The following is an 18,716-nucleotide window of genomic DNA, read 5'->3' on the forward strand; positions in this document are numbered from 1 at the left end:
CAAGGTGATGGCGGCGGGTCGGTATAGGTCAGTTCTTGAGACTGTCGAGCAGATGTTGCTTCAGTTTGCCGAGGCGGTCATGCGTGCGCATCTTTTCGTCGATGCTCAGGCCACCGAACATTTCGACGACCCATTGCTCATGCGCGGCCGCCATGCGGTCGAACGCCTTGCGGCCGGCGGGCGTGAGGCACACGCTGATCGAGCGGCGGTCGTTCGGATCGGCGCTGCGCAAGACGAGCCCTTCTTTTTCGAGCTGATCGGTAATGCCGGTGACGTTGCCGCCCGTCACCATCATGCGGCGCGACAGTTCGGTCATCTTCAGGCCTTCGGGATGGCGTTCGAGTTGCGCCATCAGATCGAAACGCGGCAACGTCGTGTCGAATTCGTTGCGCAGGCGTTTGCGCAATTCGGCCTGCACGAGATTCGTCGTGGTCAGCATGCGCAGCCAGAGACGCAGACCCATGTGACTGTCCGCGCCGGTACTTATTTCGAGGTCCACGACGTTCTCCGCGGGTTGGGCGACACCTTTGCGCGACGGCTTCTTTTCTACGGCCGTGGCGGTGGCCGCCGCGGGCTTGCCTGCCTGGGTCGATTTGCTCACATCACTTCTCCGCCGGAGATCGAAATGGATTGGCCCGTGATCGCGTCCGAGCCGGGCTGGCACAGCCACAGCACCGAGTTGGCGACCTGCTCGGGACTGACGAAGCGGCGCTGCGGGTTCGAGCGCAGCAGCGCTTCGCGTGCCTGCTCTTCGGTGCGCGAAGTTTTGCTCGTAATCTGTTCGAGCGAAGCGTGCAGCAGTTCGGTTTCCGTATAACCGGGACACACCGCATTGACCGTGATGCCGCGCGTCGCGACTTCGAGCGCGAGCGAGCGCGTGAGGCCGATCACGCCGTGTTTCGCCGCGCAATATGCGGCCACGTAGGCATAGCCGATCTGCCCCGCGGTACTCGCCACGTTGACGATGCGCCCGTACCCACGTTCGAGCATGCCCGGCAACACCGCGCGCGCGCCGAGAAATACGCCGGTGAGGTTCACGTCGAGCATGCGCTGCCAGAGCGCCATGTCGGTGTGCGCGAACGGCGCGGCCTGCGCCTGCCCCGCGTTGTTGACGAGCATATCGACCGCGCCCGCCTGGTCGAACGCCCGCGCGACCGCTTCTTCCTGCGTCACGTCCACGCTGATACAGGCCACGTTGCCGAGTGCCGCGCATCGTTCGCGCTGCGCTTCGAGCCGTTGCGCGTTGCGGCCCATCAGCGTGACGCGCGCGCCCGCGCGTAGCAGCGCCTCGGCGACCGCCGCGCCGATGCCGCTGCCGCCGCCCGTGACGACGGCATGCTGTCCAGTGAGCCATGAGGTTGGCGTGTTCACGTCGTTCCTTCCGCGCGCTGGGCGCGTTGTTGTGCGGTGAGGCCCGCGTTCGCGATGGCCTGCGCGCGTTCGCGTTCGAGATTGCGTTCGAGCTGGACCTTGGCTGCCGTGTAGGGCTTCGGCCACGCGACGTCGAGATAGCCGATCTTCGCGGCTTCGTTCAGCGTCCACGCCGGATTCGCGAGATGCGGACGCGCGATCGCGCAGAGGTCCGCGCGGCCCGCCGCGATGATGCTGTTCACGTGGTCCGCTTCCGAGATCGCGCCGACCGCGATCGTCGCGATACCGGCCTCGTTGCGCACGCGATCGGCGAACGGCGTCTGGAACATGCGGCCATACACGGGCTTTTCTTCCTTGCTGACCTGGCCCGACGAGACGTCGATCATGTCCGCGCCCGCTGCCTTGAAGGCCTCGGCGATCTTCACGGCGTCGTCGGGCGTATTGCCGCCTTCGACCCAGTCGTGCGCGGAAATCCGCACCGAAATCGGCTTCTCTGGCGGCCATACCGCGCGCATCGCTTTGAACACGCGCAGCGGATAACGCAGACGGTTTTCGAGCGAACCGCCGTATTCGTCGGTGCGCCGATTCGTGAGCGGCGACAGGAAGCTCGACAGGAAATAGCCGTGCGCGCAGTGCAGTTCGAGCCAGTCGAAGCCGGCTTCGACCGACATGCGCGTTGCCTCGACGAATTGCGCCTCGATCTCGCGCAGTTCCTCACGCGTGGCTTCGCGCGAATGCTGGCTGATGCCGCGCAAGTACTGTTGCGGTGACGCCGAGATAAGCGGCCAGTTGCCTTCGGCGAGCGGCTGATCGATGCCTTCCCACGCAACGCGCGTCGAACCTTTTGCGCCCGAGTGGCCGAGTTGAATGCCGATCTTCGCATCGGACTGGCTATGCACAAGATCGACGATGCGCTTCCATGCGGCCAGATGCACGGGCGCGTACATGCCGGGGCATGCGGGCGTGATACGCGCTTCGGGCGACACGCAGGTCATTTCCGTCATGACGAGCGCGGCGCCGCCCATCGCGCGCGCGCCGAGATGCATGAGGTGATAGTCGCCGGGCACGCCGTCGACGGCCGAGTACTGCGCCATCGGCGAGACCACGACGCGGTTTTTCAGCGTGACGCCGCGCACCGTGAACGGCGTGAACATCGGCGGAATGGAGTGCTTTTCCGGCGCGCGCTCGATGCCGGAACGCCGCGCGAGCCAGTCTTCGAAGCCCGACAGATAGTGCGCGTCGCGCTCGCGCAGGTTCTCGTGCGAGATGCGCTGCGAGCGCGTGAGCAGCGAATACGCGAACTGTTCCGGCTCGAACGACGTATAACGGTCGACGTGTTCGAACCACTCCGTCGAATTGCGCGCGGCGTTCTGAATCCGCAGTACGTCGATGCTGCGAACTTCGGTGTAGTGCGCGAGCGCAGCGGCGAGGTCGCCGGGATGCGCGCTCATGCTGTTGGCGAGCTCGATGGCGTCTTCGAGCGCGAGCTTGGTGCCCGAGCCGATCGAGAAGTGTGCGGTGTGCGCGGCGTCGCCCATCAGCACGACCGGGGTTTGCGTGCCGTTCGCGTTCGCGCGCCAGTGCACCCACTCCTTGTTGACGACGCGCGGGAAGCGAATCCATTGCGACGAGCCGCGCAAGTGCGCTGCGTTCGACATCAGCGCATGGCCGTCGAGGTACTTCGCGAACAGCTTCTCGCAGAATGCGATGCTGTCTTCCTTGCTCATGTCGTCGAGACCGGCGGCGCGCCATACGCGCTCGGGCGTCTCGACGATGAAGGTCGAGGTTTGATCGTCGAAGCGATAGGCGTGGGCCTGAAACCAGCCGAATTCGGTTTCTTCGAACGCGAACGTGAAGGCGTCGAAGAGCTTTTTCGTGCCGAGCCAAACGAAGCGGCAGTCGCGCACGTCGATGTCGGGCTCGTAAGTGGCCGCGTACTTTTGCCGGACCATGCTGTTCAGGCCGTCGCATGCGATGACGAGGTCGGCGTCGTAGGCGGTGTCGTCCATGACCTGCGTTTCGAACACGAGCTTCACGCCGAGTTCTTCGCAGCGCGCTTGCAGGATATTGAGCAGACGTTTACGGCCGATGCCGCAGAAGCCGTGACCCGACGAGCGAACCGTCCGGCCGCGGAAGTGAATTTCGATGTCGTCCCAGTGATTGAACGCGTCGAGGATCGCCTCGGCGCTCGGGGCGTCGGCCGCGCGCAGATTGCCGAGCGTCTGGTCGGAGAATACGACGCCCCAGCCGAACGTATCGTAGGGGCGGTTGCGCTCGACGACCGTGACGTCATAGCCCGGGTTGCGTTTTTTCATCAATAGACCGAAGTACAACCCGGCCGGGCCGCCACCGATACAGACAATGCGCATGCTGGTTCCCCAAAAAATGGACTCTGCGGTGAGGTTAATTTAGGTTTTGATAGTTTAGATGTCAAGTAAATTTCGAGAAGAAGGGCAAGGACCTGAAAGACAAACACCCCGAAAGCCGGACCTATGTCCAGCCTTCGGGGTGCGGTTCAGCTCGAAGCGCGTGCTCGCCTTGCGCCTATGCGCGCCTCGCTGTCATTCGCGATAACTGTTACTGGCCGGCTGGCGACGCGACGGACGGGGTCGCCAGCGTGTTGTGGCTCCCGTACGCGTTGCCGCCGGACGTCGTGCTGCTCATGCTCTTCTGCACGTTCGAGTTCTGCGAGCCGGTGCCCATGCCGCTGTCCGAGCCAGTGGCGCCGGGCGTGCCGTAGCCGCTCGTCTGCTGCGGGGCGGCCGGCGATACGACCGAGGGGGTGGCGAGCGTGTTGTGGCTCTGTGCGTATGCGCCGCCCGACAGCGCAAGTGCGGCGACGGCCGCGATTGACATGCTGATTGCCTTGTTCATGATTCGTGCCTCCACGATTGGACTGGAATGTCGACGCAGCCGATCGTCATCGGCTTGATCGTGAATCGAGCAATTATCGTGACTGGTGCTCTTATTCACCTTGAGACGAGGTGCGTCGTGCAGAGCGTTTCGTTTGTACCTGGCAGAGCCGCCGCCCCGTTCAGCCGCGTCCGCCCTATGCGATTCCGTCGCGGGACAGATGCGGGAGACGCCGCGTGACCGGAATCGACGCGAACGAATTGATGCAACCAGCATGCACCATCGAATCGATCGAGATCGTGATGACTGGCGGCTGCGGCGACATGACTGCTCGATACCAGGAACAATGGAAAACATCGAATGGATCGATTTCCTGAAGCGCTTGCAACAGTATAGGCGAAGCAGCGATTTCGCGGCGCCGGTGCCGCCGCAGTGCCGGCAAAGCATGCTTCGATGGTTGACCGGACCCAGTTGACCCGTGTTTGCGCCGCGCAGTCGACGGCCGCTTATGCGGCGCATTGATCGACCCCGCCGCAATCCAGTTCGTGGAGACAATGGGCGAAACGAAGCCCCTCACTTGAGCAGACCGACGTAATGGGCCCGTGGCCGAAGCAGCGTCCCGTCGGCGATCTGCTCGATGGCATGCGCCATCCAGCCCACGCTGCGGCCGATCGCGAACATCGAGAACACCGAGTCGTCCGGCAAGCCGCAGTACCTGGCCAGCGCGGTGAGCGCGATGTCGATCGTCGGCGCGAGGTTGCTCGTCCGATGCACGTATGCGGTCAGTTCGCGCACATCGTCGGGGGCGTCGAACGCGGCCAGCAGGTCCGCCGCACGCGGATCGCCCTGCGGATACAGCTCGTGACCGAAGCCGGGCAGCGGGCCGTGAGTGGCCCTCCAGTGCTCGACGGCCGTTGCGACACCGTGTTCGCGCACTTCGCCGAGCAATGCCTGCACGCGTGCCGGGGCGCCGCCATGCAGCGGTCCCGACAACGCGGCCAGGCCCGCCAGCATGCAGGCGCCGAGCGATGCGCCCGTCGATGCGGTCACGCGCGCGGCAAACGCCGAGGTCGTCAGCTCCTGGTCCGCCAGCCACACCAGCGCGCGGCGCAGCAGATCCGCCTGCGCTTCGCAGCGCCACGCACGCGCGATGCGCAGATGCAGGGGACCGTCGCCGTTCAGCGCGACGAAGCTGCTGGCGAGCCGGCCCACCAGGCTGGCCGCTTCGTCGTGCAGACGCCGCGGATCCGTCGTGAGATTCGAACCCGGGTTGGTGGCCGCGAGCGAGATCGATACATACGCTCGCGCGAGTGGCGTGGTGTCCGGCGTAGCCGGCAGCGCGTCGCGCAGCGTCGGAAAACGCGGCGAGTGCTCGCAGTCCCACAGGCATTGCGCGGCGTCTTCGAGCGTGGCCCGCGCGGCGAGTTCGAGCGCATCGGTGCCGCGGTAATAGAGCCGTCCGCGCTCGATCGTGGAAATGCGCGTGTTGATGATGGGCTCGCCCCACGCCATCGTGCTCGCGGCAATATTCTTGTGGGCGCGCCCGAGATTGCGTTTCTTCATCAGCGCGGCGACATCCGACGCGCTATAGAGCTTGCGGCTCACATGCTCCGGGTCCCAGCGCACTTCGATGCGCCCGCGGCTGACATACGCATACAGGGTCTGCTTGCGCACACCCAGCGCGCGGCAGGCCTCCTCCTGAGTCATCCAGCTTTGCACGTTGATTGTCTCAATCAAGATTGACGCCCGGTGGCAGCGTGCGTCAAATTCGCTCCACACGTTCGCATGCGCCCGTCGCGCACGAGCGCGGATACCGGCAATCATAGCGCGCCGCCGCCCCCGAGCCGTCGTGGCGGCGCGGCCGCGCCAACAGGAGACAACGATGTTCACGCAAAGGACGGGTGGCTATGCCGCGACGGACGCGGTTCGCGTCACGCGCACCCGCTTCACGATTCTGGCGGTGATTCTGCTGCTCGCGACGGTCGCTTATGCCGATCGCGCGATCCTCTCGATCGCCGGCCCGGGCATCGCCAAAGAGTTCGGGCTCGATCATGTGCAGCTCGGCTATGTGCTGTCGGCGTTCAGCTGGGCCTATGTGGTCGGGCAGATTCCCGGCGGCCTGCTGCTCGATCGCCTCGGCACCAAGACCATGTATGGCGCCACGCTCGTTCTCTGGTCCATCGCGACGATACTCGTCGGGTTGATTGGCCATGTGACCACGGACCTCTCGGTCGCACTCGGCTTGCTGTTCGCGCTGCGCTTCGCACTCGGGCTGATCGAGGCGCCCAGTTTTCCGGCCAATAGCCGCGTGGCGGTCATGTGGTTTCCGAAAGAAGAGCGCGGGCTGGCTACCTCGCTGTTCGCGTCCGCATCGTATTTCGCGGTAGCGATTTTCTCGCCGCTGGCCGGCTGGCTTACCGCGAAGTTCGGCTGGCCCGCGCCGTTCTTCGCGCTCGGGTTGATCGGCATCGCGTCCGCCGGGGTGTGGGCCGTCGTGATGCACGAACCGGGCAAGCACCCGCGCGTATCGCAAGCCGAACTCGACCGGCTCGTCGCGGGCGGCGCGATGATCGACATCGACTCGGCCCACGAGCGTCTTTCGCGTCCCGTGATGTCGGGCAAGGCGCTGCGTCTGCTGCTCGGCAATCGCATGCTCTGGTGCTCGTACATCGGCCAGTATTGCGTGATTGCGCTGAGCTATTTCTTCATCACCTGGTTTCCGATCTATCTGGTGCAGGCGCGTGGCATGAACGTCATGCAGGCGGGGCTCGCGACGATGCTGCCGGCCGTGTCGGGTTTTCTCGGCGGCATTGCGGGCGGCGTAATTTCGGACTGGCTGATCCGCAAGGGCTGGAGCGTGTCGTGGGCGCGCAAGACGCCGTATATCGTCGGCATGGCGGTCGGCTGCTGCATCGTGTTCTCGGCGTTTACGGAAAGCAATACCGCCATCGTTCTGCTGATGACGCTCGCGTTCTTCGGCAAGGGCGCGGCGGCGGGCGCGGGCACGTGGGCCATCGTCAGCGATACGGCGCCGCGCGAGGCCGTGGGTCTCGCGGGTGCGATCTTCAACTGCGTCGGCAATATCGGCGGTATCGTCACGCCGATCGTGTTCGGCTATATCGTGCAGGCCACCGGCGGCTATACCGCCGGACTTTATTTTGTTGCGGCACACTGCCTGATCGCCGCCGTGGTGTATCTCGTGTTCATGGGCCGCATCGAGCGCGTGAAGGTGAACTGAGCGCGGCGAAACGCACGCGCATCGCAACGTATAACGGATTGATCCATCATGTCGAAACCCATCATTCTCAATGCCGCCGAGTTGCCGGCGCGCACCCAGGCGGAACTCGCCTCGCTCTTTACCGTGCTCGACCTGCCGCAGCAAGCGGACGAAGCCGCCGCGCTGCTCGCGCGACACGGCGCCTCGATTCGCGGCATTGCGCTGCGCAAGACGAAGATCGACGCGGCGTTTCTCGCTGCACTGCCCGCGCTGGAGATCATCGCGAGCTATAGCGCCGGGCTCGACAATCTCGACGTTCAAAGCGCGCAGGTGCGCGGCATTCGCATCGAGAACGCGTCGCGCGTCCTGGCCGAGGACGTTGCCAATACCGCGATCGGTCTCGCGCTCGCCGTCACGCGCGATCTCGTGCAGGCGGATGCCTATGTTCGTTCCGGCAAATGGCCCGAGCAGGGCGCGCTGCCTCTCGGCCGCTCGATCTCGCGCATGAGGATCGGCATCGTCGGGCTCGGCACGATCGGCGCGGCGATTGCGAAGCGCCTGCAGGCGTTCGGTTCACGGCTTGCGTACTATGGCCCGAACCGCAAGCCGGTCGATCTGCCGTATTACGACGACGTGGCGCGCCTCGCGGCGGATAGCGACATGCTTATCCTGAGCTGTCCGCTCTCGCCGCAAACGCATCATCTGGTCGACGCGCGAGTGATCGACGCGCTGGGGCCGCAGGGCTTTCTCGTCAACATCGCGCGCGGGCCGGTGGTCGACGAGGCGGCACTGATCGCGGCGCTCGCGGACAAGCGGATCGCGGGCGCGGCGCTCGACGTGTTCGAGCATGAACCGCATGTGCCTCGTGCGCTGATCGACGATCCGCGTGTCGTGCTCACGCCGCATATCGGTTCGGCTACCGAAGAAACGCGCACGGGCATGGCGGATAACGTTGTCGATATGCTTGCGAGCCACTTCGGCATTGCCGGTCCGCGCAGCACGTCGACGCGTGTGGCCGAGGCCGGGAATGCGGCGCCGGCAGTGCCGGCACTCTGAACGTAGATAAAGGGCGTCGCGGAAGAGTCTTCGCGGCGCCTGTTTGGTTGAATGCCTCTCTGGGGCGTGCAGCCGCCAGTCACCCGCGATCTAGCGATAGTTCACAAAGTCGATGATGTCGTTGAGGAACCACGGCAGGATCAATTGGGTGTCGGAATAGCTGGTGCCGACCGTGAGTCTCGGCGGTCGCGAGGCGCCATCGCCGGGCTTGGCGCCCTCGGGCGTGTGCAGGATGTAGCTATTCGCATGGGCCGGGCTCGACCACCCAGCCTGAGCGCTCGCGGACGACGACGTCGAGGTGCAACCGGCAGTGAGTACGAAAAGAACTGCTGCGAAGCAAAGGGACTTCATGGTGGTTTGAACTCCAGCAACACGACTTTGGCGATGTGCCGATGGCGAATCCAGTGCGGATCAATTCGCCGTGGTGAATCGATTGTGCCAAAAGCGGCGCTGTACGTGTCGAAAACCCTTGTGTCGTCCGGCATCCCGAGCGGGTCTGCCGATAGATGGTCCCAGTCGTGACGCGCAGTTCTTTCGATGTGATGCTTGCCATATGAGTCAGCGTGGGTCCGCGATCGTTTCTCGCTTCACGTGCGTGACTTTTCCGCCCGAAAAGATCAGGTAACTCACGACGGCGAGAGTGCAGACCGCGATGCCGCCATAGAGCATGAGCCACTCGAAGCCATGGACGAGCGCGCCGCGGCTGATGGCCGCAAATCCGTCGCTGGACAAAGCCGGCCATTGCGCCGCCGCCGCGGGATGCAGGTCGCCGATGGCGATGCGGTTTGCCATGGCGTCCCACGAGATGTCGAGCGGCGCCGCGGGCAGCGCATCTTGCAGACGATGCGCAACGCCTTTGACGAGAAGGAGCCCCATCATCGCGATGTTGATGGCGAGCGTAATCATGCGAGCGCTCATGTCGATGCCCGATGCCATGCCGGCGCGCGTGCCCGAAGCCGAACCGGTCGTCGTATTGGTGACCGGCGTATTGGTGATGCCGAGTCCCGCGCCGGCAACGAAGCAGCCCGGAAGAATCGCGAGCGCGCTCGTGTGATCGAAAGCACTGCCCGCACGCATCAGAAAGAACCCGAGTCCGATCGTGAACAGGCCCGCGGGAATGACAATAGCCGGCGAATAGCGCAATGCCAGACGCTCGCCTATCGGCGGGAATACGAGAGTCGGCAATGTATAGGCCAATAGAAACAGTCCCGCCACCATGGGGCTTGCGCCCAGTGCATGCTGAAAATAGATCGGCAGATAGATGATGAACGGCCAGAAGCTGAAGTTCATGCCGACCGAGCCGAGCAGCGCACCCGAGAAATTGCGGATTCGGAACACGGAGAAATCGAACATCGGATGCGCACTGCGCATTTCCGCCACGAAGAACGCCACGAGACTCGCAGTACTCGCGACGAAAATCGCGATGCCCGAGCGACTCGTGAAGCCGATATCGGCCCCCTGCGTAATAAACGAAACGAAGCCGAATACGGCGCCCGACAACGTCACCATGCCGGCGACGTCGAGCTTGCTCGCGTGCGGGTCGCGCGACTCGCGCACGCCGGGTACCGCGAGTACCAACGTCACGATGGAAATGAGCACGTGAACCCAGAAGACCCATTGCCAACTCGATAGTGCGACGATCGCGCTGCCGATCAACGGCCCGAAGCCCAAACCGATACCGAGGATGATGCCCCACGCGCTGAATGCCCGGGCGCGTTCGGCGCCTTGCGGAAACTGATGCGACAGCACGGCGACGAGACAGATGAGCATCGCGCCGCCGCTGGCGCCCTGCAGAAAACGGCTCGCGATCAGCACGGGCGCACTCGATGCGAGTCCGCACCACAGCGAGGCGATGCCGAACAACACGATCGAGACAATGAACATGCGCTTGCGGCCGAAGCGATCCGCGAGCGTTCCGGTTGCCATGAGTACGGTCGTACACGCGATGGTGTACGCGTTCATGATCCACTGCATCTGCTTGAAATCGGCGTGCAGCACGCCTTCCAGTGTCGGCAATATGGCCGGCACGCTCGAAATTTCGAGGCCGAACATCATCGCCGCGAGACACACGGCGAATAGCGCGAGGATATTTCGTCGAGCGTCGCACGGAAGGCATTGCTTCGTGGCTGCTTGCGGTTCGAGGTCGCATACCTGCATGTTTGACTCCAAAGGGTGGCGCGCCATTGCGACGGCATGGCGGTGAACGACCTAATCCAGTTTAGGGGAATAAGATTCCCTTATTGGTCCATTAAATTCCCATGATAGATTCCTGTTTGGAACCAATGAAGGGGCATCCAATGACAGATAATCTGGACGGCGTGGCGACGTTCGTGCAGGTGGTCGAGGCCGGCAGCTTTGCGCTGGCAGCGGAGCGCATGAACCTCACGCGCTCGGCGGTCGGTAAGGCGATTAGCCGGCTGGAAGCGCGGCTCGGTGTGCGGCTGCTTCATCGCAGCACGCGCAGTCAGACTCTCACGGCTGAAGGGCAGGCCTATTACGAGGGATGCGTGCGAGCACTCGCGGAACTCGATGTTGCCGAGGCCGCGCTCGATCATGGCCGGGCTGAGCCTGCCGGCAGGTTGCGAGTGAGCGTGCCCGAAGCGTTCGGGTATTTTTGCGTCGCGCCGATTCTGCTCGATCTCGTGCGGCAGTATCCGAAGTTGCAGATCGATCTTTCGTTTACCGATCGCTTCACGGATCTCATCGAAGAAGGCTTCGATCTTGCCGTGCGAATAGGCGAGTTGCGCGACAGCAGCACACTCGCGGCGCGGCGGCTCGGTACGCAGCACGTTGTGATCGGCGCGTCGCCCGCGTATCTCGAGCGCTACGGAACGCCAACCTGTATCGAGCAACTGGAGAACCACGTCGGCATTGCGCTCTCGCGTGCCGGCGCAGTTGCTCCATGGAACGCAAAAGACGCGGACGGCAGTGCGCAACCGGTACGTATCCGCTCGCGTGTCAGCATGGACGACATTCAGGCGATTGCGGCGGCGGCAATCGACGGCTACGGACTGGCGTGGCTACCGTGCTGGCTGTTGACGCGTTACGCGAAAAGCGGGGCGCTGGTGCCGGTTCTCGATAACTATCGGGTCCGCTCTCAGGAGGTCTATGCGATCTGGCCGAAAGCGCGTCATTTGCGGGCGAAAACGCGGGTTGCCATCGATGCGTTGAAGGAGAAAGTACCGGAGATGATTGGGGAGTAGTGCGGCAGTGTTCGACCGTTCATATTATAATTTCATGTCGCTTACATGAAACTGCCGTAAGCCAATTGCACAGTGCCGGGTGTCATGCACTGCTTCGCATCTTCCGCGGTCTTCTCGAATGCAACGATCGATTCGCCTGCCCGCTGCGATGTGGCGGCAGCGAGCGGTTTCGCTATGGCTGCGAGCGGGGTTTGTCACGGCAGGGGTTGCTACAGCAGGGGTTGCCACGGCATTTCGCAGCGACGCGATAAAACGACAAGGCAATAAGACAGGCACGCTGGCGGCTAGCCCATGCGTTGCGTAATAACAGTGTTATTTGAAATATGACCACGCCCATTGAGACCATCGAAGCGCGCGATTCCGCGCGTTTCTTTACGCAACCCAAAGTACTCGTTGTCCTCGCGACCGTATGCTGCCTGCTATGGGGCAGCTCGTATCCGGCAATCAAAATCGGCTATTCGCTGCTCGGTATTACGCAAGGCGACATTCCGTCGAAACTGGTTTTCGCCGGCTACCGGTTCGTTCTCGCGGGACTGTTTCTGCTGATTCTCGCCGCACTATCGAAGAAGCCGCTTTTTAATTTGACCCGCCGCAACGCGGGACAGTTGATGCTGCTGGGCGTTACGCAAACGGCCATTCAATATGTGTTCTTCTATATCGGCCTTGCATACACCACCGGAGTGCGCGGCTCGATCCTGAATTCGACGACGACCTTCTTCAGCGTGCTGCTCGCTCACTTTATCTACAAGAACGACAAGATCTCGCCGCGCAAGGCGGTTGGGTGCCTGTTGGGATTCGTGGGTGTCATGGTGGTCAATTTCAGCGATAGCTCGTTCGAGTTTGCGTTTACGCCGCTCGGCGAGGGCTTTATCGTGATCGCCGCATTCGTGCTGTCGGCCGCGTCGATCTACGGCAAGCGCATTTCGCAGGGCATGGACGTCATGGTCATGACGGGCTACCAGCTCGGGTTTGGGGGCGTCGTGCTCGTCGTGGCGGGTTATGCGACAGGCGGTACGCTGAGCGGATTCACGGTGGAATCGGCGGCGCTGCTCGGCTACCTGGCGCTTCTCTCCTCGGTGGCTTTTTCGTTGTGGAGTTTGCTGCTCAAATACAACCAGGTCGGCAGAGTGACCGTGTTCAACTTCCTCGTGCCGGTGTTCGGTACTGCGTTGTCCGCGATATGTTTGAACGAGAACATCATGGAGTTGAAAAATCTGCTTGCGCTCGTTCTCGTTTGCAGCGGGATATGGCTGGTTACGCGTGCGCCGCAAGTGCGTTCCGTGTATGCGAAGACGGGTGGTGCGCGGGGGTGTCGGGAGAGTTGAGGCTCAGCGTGATGGGTGTGCGAGCCGCGGCAAGTACACCCATGCCTTTTAACGTCGACACGTAACAACGCGTTCCGCTATCGCCCCCACTTGCAACCGCGTCCCGCCGATTTCGATGTCGAGTAGACGCGCTTCCACCAGCCGATAACTCCCCTGAGACAGCGCATCGCGGACACTCGTGCAGTCCGGCCCGATGTCGAGTCTGCCGAGCAATGGCAGTAGCCACGACATCAACGTGAGCAGCAGCTTACGTGTGCCACAAATGAAATTGTTTCTTACGTTGGTGATATTCAAACCGGCGGCGAATGCCAATGTGCTGACTGTACGGGTGCGACGTAGAGGAGGACCAGGAGGGACGGAAAGAAAACCGCATGGGGGATGACCGAAGATGGGCCTCCCGCTATTTCCAGAAGGATGTACAGCAGTATTCCTTGTGCTATTCCGACTGCTATGCGATACGCAAAGAGACTCGCGATGGGCGGCGCGGTTTCTCCCCGAACAGATTCGGAATTCGCTTCGTTCATATAGTTTTTCCTTTCTGCGTCAACAGACTATGAGCGGTACTGGATGAAAATCCATTCCATGTTCGCAATAAACGCTGCAGATTCGCATCCACGGCCACTTCACGGCGCCATGTATTCAGACTCCAAGGTATCACGTCTTACAACGGGAGTACTGAGTGAGCAGCCATATCTCGCGCACGGGACGCAGCGAACCTTTTCAGAGTCAGCAACAGGCGATTCAGCAACGGGCAATCAACACACCGCCGCCTACTCAAGCGGCATCGCCTGCCTGCACACCTTCGCTTCAGGGGCTTTCTCCGCTGCCTCGGCCCGCGTCGAGCGCTCAAGGCAACGTTCGCCGCTCCAATCTTAGGGAAGTCGGGGCCGCGGCGTCACCGGAAGTATCGCGCCAGCAGTTCATGATGAAACTGGTCCATCAAGGCGTTGAGGATTACACCCGGGCACTGGTCGCTTATCCGAGAACTCGGACAGGCATAACACAAGTTGCCGACCACAGTGAGCCGTTGATCAGAACGCTTAAAAAGTTGGCAGATGCGCTAAAAATCGCTATGGGGGAGGCGAAGCAGAACCTCAAGTCCAATACGAACGAGCGATCATCCGCCGGTCTGTTAAAGCGCTTTAGCGAGGAGCTGGAGGACCTCAATCGCGAATGCCAGAGTGCGTCCGATCTTGTGAAAGATCTCGGGGACGTGCTAAATAAGTTCAACCCTTATCTCCGGAAAATGGCAGGGGGGGTATCCCTCGTTCTTAATCCTAATGAGCCTGAAACGCAGAAATTTTTCGAGAAAAATATTAAGGATATCTCCGGGAAGATAGCCAGGAGCCGTGCATGCTTCGATACGATACTCGCGGGCATTGACCGGGACATGCCATCGTTGCGAGACGTGAAGATTGACGGTAATTCCCTGGATGAGACCTGGAAATGGGCTCTCAAGAAAACGCGGGACAGCCATATAAAGGAACTGCTGTACTTGGGGAGAATGGCTGATACAGTGGGCAAGACGTTAGTCTCTACGTGCGTCAGTGAGCTACTTGGCAGATTCGGTCAATTAGGCGAGGTGATCAATAGAACGACCCGAGCCGAAGATCGACGTACAGGGAACATAGGCGGTGGGTACGATGACAGGTTTGCTGCCCTGTTGCGGGAATCGTCCAATGTCGGCAGCCAGTACGCCACCTTTGCAAAGTCCATGGACGAAAATCTCCGGTGGATCGATGGACTACGCGGTAAGCCCGGCATCTTCGATTCTATAGTACTGGACGAACACCGCCATCTGATCAATGCGGGTATGCCCATCGACACCAAAGCCGTCATTCTGTTCGACAATATTCGTAAGTCTCTCCGGTACAGGAATCAAGGCGAGAGGATTGCGGGCACCGCTGACCCCGCAGTGACCGCACAGTTTGACGAGGTATCAGTCAGCACGATGGTTCGCATCAGCGTCGAGTTGCTCCATAACGTTTCACATTGCCTCACGGCATTTCCAGATAGCGATCCTTTAGCATACTGTCGCCGCGAAGACGCGATGCGCCAACCCGTGCTCGACGCGGTCGCACTACACTGCGGCGAAATCGAAACCGACCTGGAGTGGCTGCGCAACAGCATGAAAAGCGATAGCCCTCGATCTGCTAGCAGCAACGAAGTTGACGCCGCGTATGAGCAGCTACAGGTCGCAGTATCGCGCGTCCGGCGGAATCTGCAGTGGAACATCGCCACTGCCAACGCGATGAGGACGTCGCTGGCTAGAGACCCCAAGTATGCGCGCATGGTTACCGCGGCACTTGTTACCCCCAGCGAAGTTGCGGTGCGCGATTACACGGCGAAGTATCTAAAGGGCTTGGCGGTGCCCGCGCCTCCTGAGGTGAAAATCCCGGAGATCGACTGGGACGACGAGCCGTCGAGCCGGATCGCCGCGAATAGCGGCAAAGGCAAGGGCAAGGGCAAGAAGACTGTGCGCCAGCGGCAGGCAATCGCCGAGAGCAAGCGAAACCAGGCGGCACGGGAGGTTGCCCGCGAGCAGGAGCTTGCTGCGGCGAAGGAGTCGCTGATTCAACTGTGCGCGACTCCATTCGACGTCAAAAGGGTACGACAGTATGCTGCTTCGCTTGCAAATCTCGCGCGCACCGAGGCTGATGCGAGCGGCCTGAAGCTGCTGAGTGGCTTCGGCATCTACGGCAAATTCATGCGCGCGGCAGACGCGCTCGACAAAGGGCGTCAGGATGTGCTCGCCCGGATCGCCACGATCGATAAGCTAATCGAAACGCTCACCGATCCGGATGAGAATGGGCAAGCGGCCCTCGATGCAAAGCGTATGGCGCTGCCTGTTCGCATAGCGTTGACGCAGGATGTCAACAAGTTGTCGGGAGGTATCGCCGCATTGCGCAACGAGGCCGCCGTCCAGCAAAAGCGCCGCAATCTGAAGCTGTTCGCGCAGAAGCCTTCGCGCGAACTGTTCCAGTGGCTCCAGAAACATGATCGCAATAGCCTCGTATCAGTGAGCCAAACGATCCGCCGAAAGCGACTGGCGGGGATCGCGCCGAACGGCGAGCCCCATCCACACGGCGACTTCCTCGACGAATACGTGATCACGCTAAGGGACGCGCAGCGTATTGCCTACCTCGATCCCGGGGAAGACAAGCCGCGCATCAAGACTGTCACGACAGTGCCACTGCATGTGCACTACCGCTCGGAAACCGCGACCCGTCCGGAAGCGTGCCACTTCAAGAATGAGCCGCAAAGCAAGGTGGGCGGTGGGGACGCGTACCGCTCGGACGATGGCGTTGCGTTGATGGAGCGTGTGTTGGAAGACGTTAGCAAGATGGCCAACGTAGGGGCTGAACCGCGCCGGATTGGGTGACGGTTCCAACTCCTGACGCTGTGTTGTTCGTCTAGGGGGTAGAACCTGTCGAACATGAATTTGATCGATGCGTTGTTTCCGAAAAAATAGCTATAGTCGACAGTATTAACGCTAGGATTATCGTATTTCTGCGGTTTTCCGAATCTACGGACTACATCGTCGAATGAAAGCGTACCCATTGCCAGGGCCAGTCCGGCTCGAAGAAGACGAAAAGTCGCTCCTGTTCCTGCACAGACATGAGTTTCGAAATATCCTGCATTTCACTGTGCTCCGTTGTCAGTGGACCGGTCTGTGCTCGAAGGGGCGGGGTGCTCATGAGCAAAAGCATAAGGAGCGCTGCACTCGTCTTCCGCATGCGTGTAAAACCCCTAGTGACTGGCTTGCATAAAATAGGCACGGACTATATCCCTACGGCAATTGGACACACTGCAATTTATGGATCGGATCAAGCCAATCGCTCCGGGCGATATTCGCCGGACCACATCCAGCGCACGTCAGCAGGCGGCATGTCGAGTCGCAGATATGGCTTGAACCTGTCGCCAGCGCGTACCACGGCCTTGCCAACTATTCCCGCTTGCATCCAGCTTTCCCATAGGCCTGTTTCAGGGCACACCATGCCGGTGCGCAGGTTCATCATGCCGTATTTCTGGCGCTTGGCGAGGTAACGCTGCTCAAGTTGCTCCGGCGTTAAATACCAGCGGGTGATCTTGATACTGCGCAGGTCGCGAGGATTTTGCAGACTCCGGAATTCGGGACCGTCGTGTCCGTATTTCCCTTTATATGTCACTGTGACATACACGTCGTATGGGGAATCAGGTGGTAGTAGTTGACGATAGACAAAATCGACAGTGTCGGGGTCACCCCCAATGATTACGCCTCGAGGTGAAAAGTAGGAGCTTCGCTCGTTACGCACACTGTCAATCGATTCGCCTCTGACCACGCGATGCAGGTTCAGCGTGGCCTCATAGCTTTCCTTCGGTATGTCGGTCGTCGTCAGGCTGTCAATACCAATCATGACTGTTTTGACACTCGGCTTTCCGTCAACAAGCAGTAGCTTGTCGAACCGGAAATCAACCGTCACGTTCTTCTGAAGGAAGTATGTATATTCAACGATGATGTCTTCAGGCGAGCTATATGACACTGGCTTTCCGAATCGACGGACTATATCGTCGAATGAAAGCGTACCTGTAGCCCAGGCCAGCCCGGCTTCGAAGAAGGGAAACAGTTGCGCCTGCTCCTGTACGGACATGGGTTTCGGAATGTCCGGCATGTCACTCTCCTTTACCGGCGATGGGCTGGTCTGTGCCCGGAGAGTCGGGATACTCATGAGAAAAAACATAAGGAGCACTGCACTTATCTTCCGCATACGTGTAAAGCTCGTAACGACCGGCTTGCATGAAATAGCAGCTGGCCATATCTCCACAGTAAAATTGGACACACTGCGATTTATGGATCGGATCAAGCCAATCGCTCCGGACGATACTCGCCAGCCCACATCCAGCGCACTTCAGCAGGCGGCATGTCGAGTCGTAGATATGGCTTGAACCTGTCGCCGGTGCGTACTACCGCGTTGGCAACTATTCCGGCTTGCGTTCAGCTTTCCCATAGGCCTGTTTCAGGACATACCATGCCGGTGCGCAAATCCATCATGCCGTACTTCTGGCGCTTGGCGAGGCGGCGTTGTTCCAGTTCTTCGGGCGTCAGATATATGCGGTCAATTTCAATACTGCGCAGGTCGCGGGGATTTTGCAGGCTTCGGAATTCGGGGCCGTCGTGTCCGTATTTCCCTTTATACGTCACCGTGACATACACGTCGTATGGGGAGTCGGGTGGCAGCGGTTGACGATAGACAAAATCGACAATATCGGGATCACCCCCAATGATCACGCCCCGAGGTGAAAAGTAGGAGCCTTGCTCGTTACGCACACCGTCAATCGATTCGCCTCTGACTACGCGATGCAGGTTCAGCCTGGCCTCATAGCTCTCCTTCGGAATGTCGGTCGTCGTCAGGCTGTCAATACCTATCAGGACCGTCTTGACGCTGGGCTGTCCGTCTATGGGATATAACCTGTCGAACATGAATTTAATCGATACGTTATCCCCGAGGAAATAGGTGTAGTCGACTGTGTTAACGCCAGGGTTATCGTATTTCTTCGGTTTTCCGAATCGACGGACTATATCGTCGAATGAAAGCGTACCTGTTGCCCAGGCCAGCCCGGCTTCGAAGAACGTAAAAAGTTGCGCCTGCTCCTGTACTGACATGGGCTTCAGAATGTCCTGCATGTCACTCCCCCTTACTGGCGATGGGC

Annotated in this window: 15 protein-coding genes; 6 read left to right on the forward strand and 9 right to left on the reverse strand. The window is 60.7% G+C overall.

Features of this window, described 5'->3' with window-relative positions:
• Positions 1-28: 28 nt before the first annotated feature.
• The 4 genes from G3N58_RS05755 to G3N58_RS05770 form a co-directional block, all read right to left on the reverse strand.
• Complete coding sequence (locus G3N58_RS05755; RefSeq protein WP_205998730.1) at positions 29-601, reverse strand: MarR family transcriptional regulator; 573 nt, start codon at positions 599-601, stop codon at positions 29-31.
• Positions 598-1,371 carry an SDR family NAD(P)-dependent oxidoreductase gene (locus G3N58_RS05760; RefSeq protein WP_167282394.1) on the reverse strand — a complete coding sequence of 258 codons (774 nt, stop codon included), beginning with the start codon at positions 1,369-1,371 and terminating at the stop codon, positions 598-600. The genes G3N58_RS05755 and G3N58_RS05760 overlap by 4 nt, the downstream gene beginning before the upstream one ends.
• Positions 1,368-3,740, reverse strand: a complete 2,373-nt coding sequence (locus tag G3N58_RS05765) for a bifunctional salicylyl-CoA 5-hydroxylase/oxidoreductase (RefSeq protein ID WP_205998731.1) — start codon at positions 3,738-3,740, stop codon at positions 1,368-1,370. Before G3N58_RS05765 ends, G3N58_RS05760 begins: the two co-directional genes overlap by 4 nt.
• A gap of 208 nt (positions 3,741-3,948) precedes the next feature.
• A complete protein-coding gene (locus tag G3N58_RS05770) occupies positions 3,949-4,245 on the reverse strand; it encodes a hypothetical protein (RefSeq protein WP_167042811.1) in 297 nt (98 codons plus the stop codon).
• Positions 4,246-4,460: 215 nt separating this feature from the next.
• Between G3N58_RS05770 and G3N58_RS05775 the strand changes: the two genes are divergently transcribed.
• A complete protein-coding gene (locus G3N58_RS05775) occupies positions 4,461-4,601 on the forward strand; it encodes a hypothetical protein (protein ID WP_167042809.1) in 141 nt (46 codons plus the stop codon).
• Positions 4,602-4,797: 196 nt separating this feature from the next.
• Here the strand turns inward: G3N58_RS05775 and G3N58_RS05780 are convergent, their stop codons facing one another.
• Positions 4,798-5,931, reverse strand: coding sequence for a citrate synthase family protein (locus G3N58_RS05780; protein ID WP_205998732.1), 1,134 nt, complete (start codon positions 5,929-5,931; stop codon positions 4,798-4,800).
• A gap of 175 nt (positions 5,932-6,106) precedes the next feature.
• On the opposite strand from G3N58_RS05780, the gene G3N58_RS05785 reads away from it, so the two are divergent.
• Complete coding sequence (locus tag G3N58_RS05785) at positions 6,107-7,462, forward strand: MFS transporter (RefSeq protein WP_167282390.1); 1,356 nt, start codon at positions 6,107-6,109, stop codon at positions 7,460-7,462.
• A gap of 48 nt (positions 7,463-7,510) precedes the next feature.
• Entirely contained in the window at positions 7,511-8,497 is a 987-nt protein-coding gene (locus G3N58_RS05790) for a 2-hydroxyacid dehydrogenase (protein ID WP_205998733.1), read from the forward strand.
• A gap of 90 nt (positions 8,498-8,587) precedes the next feature.
• Here the strand turns inward: G3N58_RS05790 and G3N58_RS05795 are convergent, their stop codons facing one another.
• Together G3N58_RS05795 and G3N58_RS05800 are read right to left on the reverse strand one after the other, a co-directional pair.
• The gene (locus G3N58_RS05795; RefSeq protein ID WP_205998734.1) at positions 8,588-8,848 is read right to left on the reverse strand and encodes a hypothetical protein; all 261 of its coding nucleotides are present in this window, start codon (positions 8,846-8,848) and stop codon (positions 8,588-8,590) included.
• 207 nt (positions 8,849-9,055) lie between these two features.
• Positions 9,056-10,654 carry an MFS transporter gene (locus G3N58_RS05800; protein ID WP_205998735.1) on the reverse strand — a complete coding sequence of 533 codons (1,599 nt, stop codon included), beginning with the start codon at positions 10,652-10,654 and terminating at the stop codon, positions 9,056-9,058.
• A gap of 140 nt (positions 10,655-10,794) precedes the next feature.
• Between G3N58_RS05800 and G3N58_RS05805 the strand changes: the two genes are divergently transcribed.
• The 3 genes from G3N58_RS05805 (at position 10,795) to G3N58_RS05815 (ending at position 16,407) form a co-directional block, all read left to right on the forward strand.
• Positions 10,795-11,700: a LysR family transcriptional regulator gene (locus tag G3N58_RS05805; protein ID WP_205998736.1), complete on the forward strand. Its 906-nt coding sequence runs from the start codon at positions 10,795-10,797 to the stop codon at positions 11,698-11,700.
• A 323-nt stretch (positions 11,701-12,023) separates the two neighbouring features.
• Positions 12,024-13,025: a DMT family transporter gene (locus tag G3N58_RS05810; RefSeq protein WP_205998737.1), complete on the forward strand. Its 1,002-nt coding sequence runs from the start codon at positions 12,024-12,026 to the stop codon at positions 13,023-13,025.
• 679 nt (positions 13,026-13,704) lie between these two features.
• Complete coding sequence (locus G3N58_RS05815) at positions 13,705-16,407, forward strand: hypothetical protein (RefSeq protein ID WP_205998738.1); 2,703 nt, start codon at positions 13,705-13,707, stop codon at positions 16,405-16,407.
• A gap of 445 nt (positions 16,408-16,852) precedes the next feature.
• On the opposite strand, the gene G3N58_RS05820 is transcribed toward G3N58_RS05815, so the two are convergent.
• Positions 16,853-17,677, reverse strand: coding sequence for a hypothetical protein (locus G3N58_RS05820; RefSeq protein ID WP_205998739.1), 825 nt, complete (start codon positions 17,675-17,677; stop codon positions 16,853-16,855).
• A gap of 323 nt (positions 17,678-18,000) precedes the next feature.
• Positions 18,001-18,690: a hypothetical protein gene (locus tag G3N58_RS05825; RefSeq protein ID WP_205998740.1), complete on the reverse strand. Its 690-nt coding sequence runs from the start codon at positions 18,688-18,690 to the stop codon at positions 18,001-18,003.
• Positions 18,691-18,716 lie beyond the last annotated feature (26 nt).

The sequence above is a fragment of the Paraburkholderia sp. Ac-20342 genome (genome assembly GCF_017104985.1).
In the GTDB taxonomy this organism is placed as follows: Bacteria; Pseudomonadota; Gammaproteobacteria; order Burkholderiales; family Burkholderiaceae; genus Paraburkholderia.